This is a genomic window from Streptomyces sp. NPDC101165 (genome assembly GCF_044768135.1).
GTDB lineage: Bacteria > Actinomycetota > Actinomycetes > Streptomycetales > Streptomycetaceae > Streptomyces.
On record NZ_JBIWPG010000010.1, the window covers coordinates 227,756 to 240,593 of the forward strand.

12 protein-coding genes are annotated in these 12,838 nt (G+C 73.0%); 9 read left to right on the top strand and 3 right to left on the bottom strand.

Going from position 1 to position 12,838, the window contains the following annotated elements; all coding sequences use genetic code 11:
• Positions 1-13: 13 nt before the first annotated feature.
• A complete protein-coding gene (locus ACIRVH_RS22865; protein WP_403956358.1) occupies positions 14-2,179 on the bottom strand; it encodes a LuxR C-terminal-related transcriptional regulator in 2,166 nt (721 codons plus the stop codon).
• Between the two features lie 118 nt (positions 2,180-2,297).
• Between ACIRVH_RS22865 and ACIRVH_RS22870 the strand changes: the two genes are divergently transcribed.
• Positions 2,298-2,984: an esterase/lipase family protein gene (locus tag ACIRVH_RS22870; RefSeq protein WP_403956093.1), complete on the top strand. Its 687-nt coding sequence runs from the start codon at positions 2,298-2,300 to the stop codon at positions 2,982-2,984.
• Positions 2,985-3,062: 78 nt separating this feature from the next.
• On the top strand, positions 3,063-3,755 hold the full coding sequence (locus ACIRVH_RS22875) for a class I SAM-dependent methyltransferase (RefSeq protein ID WP_403956095.1): 693 nt from the start codon (positions 3,063-3,065) through the stop codon (positions 3,753-3,755).
• Here ACIRVH_RS22875 and ACIRVH_RS22880 read toward each other — a convergent pair whose 3' ends face one another.
• Both ACIRVH_RS22880 and ACIRVH_RS22885 read right to left on the bottom strand, forming a co-directional pair.
• A complete protein-coding gene (locus tag ACIRVH_RS22880) occupies positions 3,756-4,130 on the bottom strand; it encodes a fic family toxin-antitoxin system, toxin component (protein ID WP_403956096.1) in 375 nt (124 codons plus the stop codon).
• Positions 4,131-4,134: 4 nt separating this feature from the next.
• A complete protein-coding gene (locus ACIRVH_RS22885) occupies positions 4,135-4,377 on the bottom strand; it encodes a toxin-antitoxin system HicB family antitoxin (RefSeq protein WP_389186092.1) in 243 nt (80 codons plus the stop codon).
• Between the two features lie 171 nt (positions 4,378-4,548).
• On the opposite strand from ACIRVH_RS22885, the gene ACIRVH_RS22890 reads away from it, so the two are divergent.
• From ACIRVH_RS22890 to ACIRVH_RS22920, 7 genes are all read left to right on the top strand, one after another.
• On the top strand, positions 4,549-5,361 hold the full coding sequence (locus ACIRVH_RS22890) for an ABC transporter ATP-binding protein (protein WP_403956099.1): 813 nt from the start codon (positions 4,549-4,551) through the stop codon (positions 5,359-5,361).
• A 4-nt stretch (positions 5,362-5,365) separates the two neighbouring features.
• Entirely contained in the window at positions 5,366-7,933 is a 2,568-nt protein-coding gene (locus ACIRVH_RS22895) for an ABC transporter permease (protein WP_403956101.1), read from the top strand.
• 138 nt (positions 7,934-8,071) lie between these two features.
• Positions 8,072-9,001, top strand: a complete 930-nt coding sequence (locus ACIRVH_RS22900) for an LLM class F420-dependent oxidoreductase (RefSeq protein WP_403956103.1) — start codon at positions 8,072-8,074, stop codon at positions 8,999-9,001.
• A 45-nt stretch (positions 9,002-9,046) separates the two neighbouring features.
• Positions 9,047-9,472, top strand: coding sequence for a GNAT family N-acetyltransferase (locus ACIRVH_RS22905; RefSeq protein ID WP_403956105.1), 426 nt, complete (start codon positions 9,047-9,049; stop codon positions 9,470-9,472).
• A gap of 143 nt (positions 9,473-9,615) precedes the next feature.
• Entirely contained in the window at positions 9,616-10,971 is a 1,356-nt protein-coding gene (locus ACIRVH_RS22910; RefSeq protein WP_403956107.1) for a hemolysin family protein, read from the top strand.
• Positions 10,968-11,981: a hemolysin family protein gene (locus ACIRVH_RS22915; protein WP_403956109.1), complete on the top strand. Its 1,014-nt coding sequence runs from the start codon at positions 10,968-10,970 to the stop codon at positions 11,979-11,981. Before ACIRVH_RS22910 ends, ACIRVH_RS22915 begins: the two co-directional genes overlap by 4 nt.
• A 68-nt stretch (positions 11,982-12,049) precedes the next feature.
• Positions 12,050-12,838, top strand: a complete 789-nt coding sequence (locus ACIRVH_RS22920; RefSeq protein WP_403956111.1) for an SGNH/GDSL hydrolase family protein — start codon at positions 12,050-12,052, stop codon at positions 12,836-12,838.

The window sequence follows — 12,838 nt, forward strand, 5'->3', positions numbered from 1 at the left end:
CGCCGGACAGCCCCTAGTCGGTGCCCGTGGAGGCGTCGAGGAGGCGTACCAGTTCGATCCGTGAGCGGATGCCCAGGCGGGCGAAGACTCCGCGCAGGTGGTGGTCGATGGTGCGGGGGCTGAGGTCGAGCCGGTCGGCGATCTCGCGGTTGGTGGCGCCCTCCGCGGCCATGCGGGCCACCGTCAGCTGCTGGGCGGTGAGCAGGGCGGCCGGGTCCGTCGCCGCGGGTGCGGACACCGGGGTGCCGAGGGCGCGGAGTTCGGCCCGGGCCCGGGCCGCGCAGTGGGGTGCGCCGAAGGACTCGAAAGCCTCCAGGGCGCTGTGCAGCCGGTCGCGGGCCTCGGCGCGGCGGCGCAGCCTGCGCAGGGCGCTCGCGCAGAGCAGCTCGGTGCGGGCGCGTTCGAGGTCGCGGGTGCCCCGGGCATGCAGGTCGAGGGCGGTCCGGTAGTGCTCCACGGCCTCGGTGCCGGGTGCGAGCAGGGCCCGGCAGCGGACGCTGAGGGCGAGGTCGTCGGGGCTGCCCACGGCCCTGGCCCAGCGCTCGTAGTCGGCATGGGCGGCACGGGCCACACGGGTGTCGCCGGTGCGGACGGCCGCCTCCACGTAGTGCGGGGTGGCCAGGTGCCGGATGGCGCGGTGGCCGTGTCCGGGACCGGATCCGGCGAGGGCGCGCAACCGGGCCGCCGCCGCGGGAAAACGGCCGGTGGTGAGGTCGAGGAAGGCCAGCGCCCACTGGGCGAGCGCTGCGGGCAGGCCGAGGCCGCGGGCGAGGGCGTGCCCACGCGCGGCCGCCGCGTGCGCCCGGCAGCCGTCCTCGTCCCCGGTGACCGCCGCGAACATGGCCAGGGCGGCCCGCAGATGACAGGCCCCGTTGTCCTGCCCGGTGGCGTACGCCTGCCGCAGGGCCTCCCGCGCGGCGGCCTCGGCGGCACGGGTACGCCCGGTCCAGAAGTCGGCGTACACACGGAACTCCAGGGCCTGGGCCTCGATCACCGGTGTGCCCCCGGCCCGGGCCGCGGCGGCGGCGCGCGAGGTGGCGGTGGTGGCACGGGTGTGATCACCGAGCATGAGGGCGGCGATGCCGGCGTGGATGAGGAGGGTGGGGGTGCTGCCGGCCGCAGGCTCGCCGCCGAGCCCGCTGCGCCCCGCCGCTTCCCTGAGCAGATCGCGGGCGGTCTCGTAGTCGCCCTCGGCCGCTGCGGTGAGGCCGGGCAGGATGCCAGGGACTGGGACGGCCAGGCGGCGGGCGAGGGTCCGGGCTTCGTGAGCGCGCCGCAAGTCGCCCGTGTAGACGGCGGCTTCCGCTGCCAGGGTCAGTGACTCGGTGGATTCGGCGGGGCGTTTGCTGCCGGCTGCCGCCGCGAGCAGGGTGTCGAAGGCTTCCGTCGCGTTGCCCGCCCGCAGGGCGAGGATGCCGTCGAGGGCGGGGGTGTCGGTGCGCGAGGCGAGGCGGTGGGCCCGGTCGGGCCGGCCCGCGTGCCAGGCGTCGGTGGCCGCCCGGGCCAGGAGACCGGCGTGTTCGCGCGGGTCGGGGCAGAGGGTGGCGGCGCGCTCGGCGAGGGCACCGGCCAGGGCCGGCTGACCGGCGGCGCGGGCACGGTCCGCCGAGGTCCGGAGTTCGGCCGCGAGCCGTCTGCTGGGGCCCAGGGCGCCCGCCGCCCGGTGCCAGGACCGGCGGACGCTCTCGCTGCCGCCGCCGAGCACCCGGGCGAGCAGCCGGTGGGCCTCGCGCCGGTCGGCCGGGGAGGCGGCCTCGTAGGCGGCGATCCGCGTCCAGTCGTCGCGGAACACGACGCCTCCGGCCGTGGCCTGGGCGACGCCCGCCGCCTCGGCGGCTTCCAGCGGGCGGGTGTCCAGACGGGCCGCCGCGACCGCGCGCAGGTAGGCGTGGGCGGCCACCGGATGCTGGTCGGCGGCGGCGAGGAGGAGCAGGCGCCGGGTGTCGTCCGGCAGGGCGCGGATCTCCCGGCGCAGCGCGCGCAGCAACTCGGGTGCCAAGGCAGCCGGTTCGATGGGAGGTGGGTCCAGGCCCGCTCGCTGACGTGCGGTCAGGCGCGGTACGGCCTCGGCGGCGGCGCGCGGGTCGTCGTGCACGAGACGCAGGAGCCGGGCGTGGACGGCCTCGGAGGGCTTCGGTGGCGAAGTGCGGTGCTGGGGTGGGGGATTGACCGGAGTCACCACACGACCGACGTTACTGGCGGGTTAGTTGACTAGTAAAGACTGGCGACTTCACCGATGCGGCGCGCGTAGACCCGTCCCGACACTCCTGGCATCCCCACCCGTTTCAGGAGGCATCATGCAGCGCCACAAGCGTCGCGTCGTCACAGCACTGTCGACGATGACCGCATCGCTCCTTCTGGCACTCCCCCTCACCGCCGCCCCCGCGCACGCGGCGAGCCACGATCCGATCGTGTTCGTGCACGGCATCAGCAGCTCGGCGAGCAGCTGGAACGACTGGGTCGCGGACTTCGAGGCCGACGGCTACAGCTCCTCGGAGCTGTTCGCCTGGTCGTACGACTGGTCGCAGTCCAACGCCACCACCGCCCAGCAGTTGGCCACCGAGGTCAAGAGCGTGCTGGCGCAGACCGGTGCCTCGAAGGTCGACATCGTCGTCCACTCCATGGGTGCCCTGGGCGGCCGCTACTACCTGAAGAACCTCGGCGGGACGTCGTCCGTCGACCACTTCGTGTCGGTCGCCGGGGTGAACCACGGCACCTCCGTCGCCTCCCTGTGCGGGTGGCTGTACACCTCGTGCAAGGAGATGCAGACCGGCAGCGCCTTCCTGACCGCGCTGAACTCCGGTGACGAGACGCCGGGCAGTGTGACGTACGCCGCCTACTGGTCGGACTGCGACGAGGCGATCAACCCCGACACCTCGGCGGAGCTGAGCGGGGCGGCCAACGTCGACGTCGGCTGCATCTCGCACACCGACATGAACAACGACCACGGCGTCTACGAACAGGTGCACGACGTCCTCTCGTGAGCCGTGACTCGTTCGGCGGGGGTGCGACGGGGGCGTACGGGGGACAATCTCCCTAGGCCCGTCCTCCGGGAGGTTGCCATGCGGCTGTCGTCGGCCGGTTCCGGCAAGGTGGCGCAGAGTCCCGTCCACCACCCGCTGTTCGCCCGTTACTACGCCCGGTTCAGTGTCGCCGCGGAGTCCCGGCTCGGGATGGCCGGGGTGCGCGAGCGGCTGCTCGCGGGGCTGTCCGGGCGGGTGATCGAGATCGGCGCGGGCAACGGGCTGAACTTCGCGCACTACCCGGCGGCGGTCGCGGAGGTCGTGGCGATCGAACCGGAGCCGCTGCTGAGACAGTTGGCGCTGCAGTCCGCGCGGCACGCCCAGGTGCCGGTCGACGTGGTGCCCGGGGCGGCGGAGGCGCTGCCCGTCAAGAGCGAGGCCTTCGACGCGGTCGTGCTGTCGCTGGTGCTGTGCAGCGTGCGGGACGTGCCCCGGGCGCTGGCCGAGGCACGGCGGGTGCTCAGGCCTGGCGGTGAGGTGCGGTTCTTCGAGCACGGCCGGGGCGGCGGCCGGATGATGACGCTGACCCAGCGCACCCTGGACCGGAGGCTGTGGCCGGCGCTGAACGGCGGCTGCCACGTGTCCCGGGAGCCGGTGGCCGCGCTGCGCGAGGCCGGGTTCGAACTCGGCCCGCTGCGGCGGATGCTGGTCCCGGAGAAGGGTCCGAAGCTGCCCGCCTCGTACTGCGTGCTGGGGACCGCGTGGCGGCCCGACGAGCCGGACCGGCGCTGATCACAGGCTCCAGCGGCGCAGTTCCCGGGCGATGTCGTCGATGGTCGCCGCGCCGTTCTTGACCAGCCGTGCGAGGTCGCGGACCTGCTCGGGTGTGGTGACGACCTTCAGGCCGCTGGCGACCAGATAGGCGTAGGCGACGGCCGAGGCGAACAGCGCGTTGGAGCGCTCCAGCGCGGGCACGTGGATGAGCAGCTGGAGCAGGGCCGCGGCGCGGGCGTGCGGCGTGTCGTAGACGGGCACGTCGAATATCTCGGCCCGGTGCCGGGCGACGGCGGCGACCAGCGCGCCCCAGTCGGTGACCTGCGGATCCCCGGGCGTCCCCTGTTCGGCGAGCATGAGCAGCCAGGCGAGGTCGATACTGAGATCGTTCAAGGGATCAGCTGCGACCCGCGCCGGAATCGGTGCCGCGCGTCTCGGTGAACTCCTCGGCGAACACGGACTCGTACTGCTTCATGAAGTCGGCCGCGGCGTCCACGAAGGTGCGGCCGGCCTCCCCGGCGTCCTGTCTGACCAGCTCTTCGATGTAGCGGTTGACGCTCATGCCGCGGGCCAGGGCACGCTCGCGGGCCGCGCGGGCGGTGTCCTCGTCCACGCGCACGTTCAGCTGGGTCTTCGCCATGCTTCGACGCTAGCGCCGAGATGCTAGCAACGGCAAGAGCTGCCGGCCGGAAGGTGCCCCTTACACGGTCTCCGAGTCCTCGGCCCCAGGGGGGATTCCGGCTGTGCGACCGGTCACACTAGGCTCGGCCCCGACCAGGAGTCGGGACGTCCAGGCGACCGGGAGGCGGTCTTGTCCACACCTGCTGCGGAGTACGCGCCGGGCCAGGCGCCGGACGGCGGGGTCGCCGCCCGCGCCCGCGGGCTGACCAAGGCGTACGGCTCGGGCGAGACGGCCGTGCTCGCCCTGGACTCGGTCGACGTGGACATCGCACGCGGCCGGTTCACCGCCGTGATGGGGCCCTCGGGTTCGGGGAAGTCCACGCTGATGCACTGCCTGGCCGGACTGGACGACGTGTCGGCCGGTCAGGTCTGGATCGGCGAAACGGAGATCACCGGCCTGAGGGACCGCGAGCTGACCCGGCTGCGCCGGGACCGGATCGGGTTCATGTTCCAGTCGTTCAACCTCATCCCGACGCTGAACGCGGTCGAGAACATCACGCTGCCCATGAACATCGCGGGCCGGAAGCCCGACGAGAAGTGGCTGGACCAGGTCATAGACACCCTCGGGCTGCGCGGACGGCTGACCCATCGCCCGGCGCAGCTCTCGGGCGGTCAGCAACAACGGGTCGCCTGCGCGCGGGCGCTGGCCTCCCGGCCCGAGCTGATCTTCGCCGACGAGCCGACCGGCAACCTGGACTCGCGGGCGGGGCTGGAGGTGCTGGGCTTCCTGCGCAGCGCCGTGGACGACCTGAGGCAGACCGTCGTCATGGTCACCCACGACCCGGGCGCCGCCGCCCACTCCGACCTGGTGCTCTTCCTCGCCGACGGACGGATCGTGGACCGGATGGAGCGGCCGACCGCGGATGCCGTACTGGAGCGGATGAAGGCGTTCGACGTGGTGCGCGGACGGCTCGGCGACGACAGCACCGCCCTGGAGGACTGACCCGGTGCTCAAGGCGACCTTGAGGAGCTTCCTCGCGCACAAGGGCCGGCTGGCGCTGTCCGCGCTGGCGGTCGTCCTGTCCGTGGCGTTCGTAGCGGGCAGCCTGATCTTCTCCGACACCGTCACCCGTACCTTCGACCGGCTGTTCGCCTCGACCTCCGCCGATGTGACGGTCGAGCCGAAGCAGGACCTGAAGTCCCCGGTGCCCAGCGGCGCGGTGCAGACCGTGCCCGCGGCCCTGAAGGAGCAGGTGGCGAAGGTCGACGGGGTCGCGGCGGCGCACGCGGACGTGTCGGTGCAGAACGTGGTGGTGGTCGACGGCGACAACAAGTCGGTCGGCCCGACCACCGGTGCCCCGACGATCGCCACCTCCTGGTACGTCACCCACCGCAGCCCGGTGAAGCTGACCTCCGGTCATGCGCCGAACGGTGCGGGCGAGGCGCTGCTGGACGCGGACACCGCCGACAAGAAGCACGTGCGGATCGGCGACACGCTGACCGTCCAGGCGCAGCCGGGCACCTTCCGGGTCCGGGTCGTCGGCATCGCCACGTTCACCACCACCAACCCGGGCGCGGCCCTGGTCTTCCTGGACCCCGCGGTGGCCGCCCGCGAGCTGCTCGGCTCCGCCGACCGGGCCACCAGCATCTCGGTGGACGCGGCCAAGGGTGTGAGCGACCCGGAGCTCAAGCGCCGGGTCGGCGAGGCCGTCGGCACCGGCACGTACGAGCTGAAGACCGCCGACGAGCAGGCCAAGTCGGCCGCGGCCGACCTCGGCGGATTCCTGGACGTCATCAAGTACGTGATGCTGGGATTCGCCGGCATTGCCGTGCTCGTGGGCATCTTCCTGATCGTCAACACCTTCTCGATGCTGATCGCCCAGCGCACCCGTGAACTCGGCCTGCTGCGGGCCCTGGGCGCCGACCGGCGGCAGGTGCGGCGGTCGGTGCTCACCGAGGCGGTGCTGCTCGGTGTCGTCGGCTCCACGCTGGGCCTCGCTGCCGGAATCGGCCTGGCGTTCGGGCTGATCCGGCTGATGAGCGCGTTCGGGATGAACCTGAAGGCCACGGAGATGGTGATCGGCTGGGCGACGCCCGTCGCCGCGTACGTCGTCGGCGTCGGCGTCACCTTCGTCGCCGCGTATCTGCCCGCGCGGCGCGCCGCGGCCGTCTCGCCGATGGCGGCCCTCGCGGACGCCGAAGTCGCCGGTGTGGGCAAGCCGTTGAAGGTGCGGGCGATCGTCGGATCCGTGGTCGGGGCGGCCGGCGCGGCCGCGCTGGCCGGGTGCGCGGCGGCCACGAAGACCGCCTCGGCGGCCTCCCTGCTGGCCCTCGGCGTGGTGCTGACGCTGGTCGCGACCGTGATCGCGGGGCCGCTGCTGGTACGCCCGGTGATCCGGGTTCTGGGCGGCGCCTTCCCCGCGCTGTTCGGCTCGGTCGGCCGGATGAGCCAGCGCAACGCCCTGCGCAATCCGCGCCGTACCGGCGCCACCGCGGCCGCGCTGATGGTGGGCCTCGCGCTGGTCGGCGGGATGTCGGTGGCGAGCGCCTCCATGTCCGCGTCGTTCGACCGGCAGATCGACAAGACGCTGGGCGCCGACTTCACCGTCCAGAACACCAACTTCCTGCCGTTCACCCAGGAGATCACCGACAAGGTCCGCGGCACCGAGGGCGTGCGGCTCGTCGTACGGCAGCGGTTCGCGCCCGTGGCCGTACGCCTGCCCGACGGCAGCCGGGTGGAGACGACCGCCGCCGGTTACGACCCCCAGGTGGACGAGGTCGCCCATGTCACCTACGCGGCCGGGAACAGCGCGGCGGCCCTCGCGGACGGCGGTCTCGGCATGGACGTCACCTTCGCCAGGGATCACCACGTGCGCCTGGGCAGCACGCTTCCCGTCGAGTTCCCCGGCGGCCGCAGGACCGAGATGAGGGTCGGCGCCCTCACCGACCAGGGCGGCAGCGGCGGATTCGGCATGCAGGGCGGGTTGTTCTTCGGCATCGCCACCGTGGAGAAGTACGTGCCCGGCGGCCAGGACGCCGCGCTCTACGTCGACAAGGCCGCCGGCACCGGCGCGGACCAGCTGCGCTCCCGGCTGGAGCGCACGCTGAAGCCCTACCCGCAGGTCCAGGTGCGCGACCAGGCCGACTACAAGAAACTCGTCCACGACCAGATCGCCGTGCTGCTCTACCTCGTGTACGCACTGCTCGGACTCGCGATCGTCATCGCCGTGCTCGGCGTGGTCAACACCCTCGCCCTGTCGGTGGTGGAACGCACCCGGGAGATCGGGCTGCTGCGCGCGATCGGTCTCGGCCGGCGGCAGCTCAGGCGGATGATCCGGCTGGAGTCGGTGGTGATCGCCGTGTTCGGCGCGGTCCTCGGGCTGGGGCTCGGGCTCGTGTGGGGTGTGTGCACCCAGCAGGTGCTGGCCCTGCAGGGCATGAGCGCGCTCGCGATCCCCTGGGGCACGATCGTCGGGGTGGTGATCGGCTCGGCCGTGGTGGGCATCGTGGCGGCCCTGCTGCCCGCGCTGCGGGCGTCCCGGATGAACGTGCTGGCGGCGATCGCGCACGAGTGACGGCGCCTGCTCCGGAGCTGGGCGCCGGCTCCTGAGCGTGGCGCCTGCTCCTGAGCGGCAGAGCCTGCTCAGGAGTGTGTCGCGGGCGTGATGGAATCACGGGCACAGACTCAAGTCACCTGCCGTTGAGGAGAGTTCATGCCGCGCGCGTTCCGTTTCGGGGTCAGTCTGCTCACGCCGTCGCCCGCCGCCGAGTGGCGGGCCAAGTGCCGCCGCGCCGAGGAGCTGGGGTACGACGTGATCCTGGTGCCCGACCACCTCGGGATGGTCGCGCCGTTCCCCGCGCTGGTCGCGGCCGCCGAGGCGACCGAGCGGCCCCGGCTCGGCACGTTCGTGCTGAACGCGGGCCTGTGGAACCCCACCCTGCTGGCCCGCGAGGTCGCGACCACGGACGCGCTGACCGGCGGCCGGCTCGAACTCGGCCTGGGAACCGGCTACGTCCAGTCCGAGCACGAGGCGGCCGGGCTGCCGTACGGCTCCCCGCGCGAGCGGGTGGACCACCTGCGGCGCACGGTCGAGGAGCTGGACCGGCTGCTCGGCGCCGCGGTTCTCCCCGACTCCCGGCTTCGTTCGAGCGAGGGGACCCCCATGCCCCGCCCCGCCCGGAGCCGGGTGCCGCTGCTGCTCGGCGGCAACGGAGAGCGGATGCTGCGCCTGGCGGCGGAGCACGCGGACGTCGTCGGCTTCACCGGGGCACGGCTGGTGCCGGGCACCACGACGGGGAAGCTGCAGCCCGTCGACGCGGAGGCGGTGGACGAACGGGTGGCCCGCTACCGGGAGCTGGCGGCGGACCGGGCCGAACCCGCCGAGCTGAACCTGCTCCTCCAGCTGGTGGCCGTCACCGACGACCCGGAGCCCGTGCTCAAGCCGCTGCTGGAGCGGCAGCCCGGGCTGACCCCGGACCGCGCGCTGGCGCTGCCCATCGTGCTGGCCGGCCCGCTGGAGCAGGTCGTGGCGCGGGTGCGGGCGCAGCGGGAGCGGTTCGGGTTCTCGTACCTGACCGTCCTGGAGCCGTACATGGAGGCGTTCGCTCCGGTGATCGCCCGGCTGCGGGAGGCGTCCGCATGATGGAATTCCCCGGGCCGTACCAGGCCGGTGTGCTGGGCTGAGCCCATGATCGAATTGCGCATACGTTCCGCCCGGCCCGCCGACCTGGACGCCGTCCTCGCCTTCTGGAAGACGGCCGCCGAGGGCACCAGCATCAGCGACGACCGTGCGGGAGTGGAGCGACTGGTCGCCCGCGATCCCGAGGCGCTGATCCTCGCCGAGGACGCGGGCGAGCTGGTCGGCACGGTGATCGCGGGCTTCGACGGCTGGCGCTGCCATCTGTACCGGCTCGCGGTGCATCCGCAGCGGCGGCGGCAGGGCATCGGCTCGGCGCTGCTGACCGCCGCCGAGGAGCGGTTCGTACAGCTCGGCGGGCGGCGCGGGGACGCGATGGTGCTGGTCCGCAACGAGACCGCGCACCACGCCTGGCGGGCGGCCGGGTACGCGCCGGAGGAGCAGTGGAGGCGCTGGACGAAGCCGCTCACCGACTAGGCGGCTTTGCCCATCCTTTACCATTGAGGAAGCACTCGGCCCTCGATGAAAGGTTGTGAGCGTCCGCCCATGGGCGATCCTCCCGGTCCGCGACACCGCGCGTTCCGCCCCGCCCTGCCCGATCATGGGACAGGGGTGACCCGATGACCGAAGTGCTGCTCCTTCTGGTGGCGATCCTGCTCTCGCTCGCCTGCGGCGCCTTCGTGGCCGCCGAGTTCTCGCTGACCACGATCGAGCGAGGCGAGCTGGAGCGGGCCGTCGAGCGCGGCGAGCGGGGCGCGGCCGGCGCCCTGAAGGCCGTACGGAACCTGACCTTCCAGCTCTCCGGTGCGCAGCTCGGCATCACGGTCACCAACCTGGTGGTCGGCATGCTCGCCGAGCCGTCGATCGCCAAGCTGCTCGCCGGACCGTTCGAGGCGATGGGGCTCGACCCCACCACGGCGAACACGGCCGCGCTGCTGCTGGGCACGGGTCTGTCGACGGTGTTCCTGATGGTCGTCGGCGAGCTGGTGCCGAAGAACTGGGCGATCTCCTCGCCGCTGGCCGTGGCGAAGCGGGTGGGCAATGGGCAGCGCTGGTTCAGCGCCGCCTTCCGCCCCTTCATCACGCACCTCAACAACACGGCCAACCGTGCGGTGCGCCGGATCGGCATCGAGCCCGCCGAGGAGCTGGCCTCCGCGCGCGGACCCCAGGAGCTGGCGGCCCTCGCCCGGCACTCCGCCAAGGCGGGCTCGCTGGAGGCGGACACCGCCGAGCTGTTCGTCCGGACGCTGAACCTGGCCGACCTCACGGCGGAGAACGTGATGACCCCGCGGGTCCAGGTCGTCGCCCTCGACACCCTTGCGACCTGCGAGGACGTCGCGAACGCGACCCGGGCGACGGGCCTGTCCCGGTTCCCGGTCTACCGCGGCAGCCTCGACTCGGTCGTCGGCGTCGCCCACATCAAGGACGTCCTGGCCCTGCCCGCCGAGGAGCGGCCCCGCCGCTCGGTCACCCAGGTCGTGCGCGAGCCCCTGCTGGTGCCCGAGTCCCTCACCGTCGACCGGCTGCTGGACCGACTCTCCGGCAAGCGCACCATGGCCGTCGTCATCGACGAGTACGGCGGCACGGCCGGTGTGGCGACGCTGGAGGACATCGTCGAGGAGGTCGTCGGCGAGGTACGGGACGAACACGACCCGCACGAGACGCCCGACCTCGCCCCCGCCGGCGCCGACGAGAAGGGCCGGGCCCTGTACTCGGCGGACGGCGCCGCCCGCACCGACCAGCTCGCGCGCGTGGGCCTGCGCGTGCCCGACGGGCCGTACGAGACCCTGGCCGGCCTGGTCGCCACCGAGCTGGGCCGCATACCCCAGGTCGGGGACTGCGTCGAGGTGGCCGGCTGGCGGCTGGACGTGGTGGACGCCTCGGGGCGACGGTCGGCCCGCGTGCTGCTGCACGCGCCGCTGGACGACGCGAAGGGCACCGAGCGGAGCGACGGGAAGACGGAGAGGGCGCGATGACCGCCGTACAGCTGCTGATCGGTCTGACGACGCTGGTCGTCAACGCCTTCTTCGTGGGTGCCGAGTTCGCGCTGATCTCCGTGCGCCGCTCCCAGATCGAACCGCTCGCCCAGGAGGGCGACCGGCGCGCGAAGAGCGTGCTGTGGGGTCTGGAGCACGTCTCCGCGCTGCTGGCCGCCGCCCAGCTCGGCATCACGCTGTGCACGCTGGTCCTGGGTGTGGTCGCCGAGCCGGCCATCGCACATCTGCTGGAGCCGGTGTTCCACGCGGTCGGCGTGTCCAAGAGCGCGGGCCACGCCGTGTCCTTCGTGATCGCGCTGACCCTGGCCACCTATCTGCACATGCTGCTGGGCGAGATGGTGCCCAAGAACATCGCGCTGGCCGAGCCCGTACGCAGCGCGCTGCTGCTCGGCCCTCCCCTGGTCGCGCTGTCCCGGGCGCTGCGCCCGGTGATCTTCACGATCAACGCCTTCGCCAACGGGCTGCTGAAGCTGCTCAGGGTGGAGGCCAAGGACGAGGTCGCGGCGACCTTCACGGACACCGAACTCGCCCAGATCGTCAAGGACGCCAGCGCGGCAGGACTGATCGACGACCGGGCGCAGGAGCGGCTGCACGACGCCCTGGAGTTGGGCAGACGGCCGGTACGGGACGTGGTCGTGCCCCTGGAGCGGGTGGTGTACGCACGCGTGGGCGTCACGGCGGAGCAGCTGGAGCGGCTGTCGGCCGATTCGGGCTTCTCCCGGTTCCCCGTGGTCGACGAGGGTCGCCGGATCGTCGGGTACCTGCACGTCAAGGACGCGTTGGACGCGCTGCCCCGGGACACTCCGTTCCGGCTGCGCGACATGCGGCCCATCGCACGGGTGCGCGAGAGCACCCCGCTGGACGACGTCCTCACCGCGATGCGGGGCAGCCGTACGCACGTCGCGGGCGTGCTCGGCGACGACGGGCGGCTGGCCGGTCTGGTGACCATGGAGGACGTGCTGCGGGAGCTGTTCGCGCAGCCCGCGTGAGGGGCATCCCGGATCGCCCCGGGGTGACCGACCGCTGAGTATGGAGCCGGGATACCATCGCTGTCGCCATGCAGACGAATCCCATACCTCCCACGCACTCCAGCCTGGTCGCGGTCGGCGACTCCTTCACGGAGGGCATGTCGGACCTGCTGCCCGACGGCTCCTACCGGGGCTGGGCCGACCTGCTCGCCACGCGGATGGCCGCCAGGACCCCAGGGTTCCGGTACGCCAACCTCGCGGTGCGCGGCAAGCTCATCGGGCAGATCGTGGACGAGCAGATCGAGGTGGCGGCGGCCATGAACCCCGACGTGATCACGCTCGTCGGGGGGCTCAACGACACGCTGCGGCCCAAGTGCGACATGGGCCGGGTACGGGGCCTGCTGACGGAGGCCGTCGAGCGGCTCGCCCCCAGCTGCCGGCAGCTCGTGCTGATGCGCAGCCCCGGCCGGCAGGGCCCGGTGCTGGAGCGGTTCCGGCCGCGCATGGAGGAGCTGTTCGTCTGCGTCGACGAGCTGGCCGAGCGGCACGGCGCCCTGGTGGTCGACCTGTACGGGGCGCCGTCGCTGGCCGACCCGCGGCTGTGGGACGTGGACCGGCTGCATCTGACGGCCGAGGGGCACCGCCGGGTCGCGGAGGCGGTGTGGCAGACGCTCGGCTACGAGCCCGAGGACGCCGAGTGGCGCACGCCGCTGCCGGCCACCGAGCCGCCCGGCTGGGTCACACGCCGGGTCACGGACGCCCAGTTCGCCAAGCAGCACCTGCTGCCGTGGATCGGCCGCCGCCTGACCGGCCGCTCCTCCGGCGACGGCCGCCCGGCGAAGCGGCCGGAGCTGCTGCCGTACGAGGGGCCGGCGTAG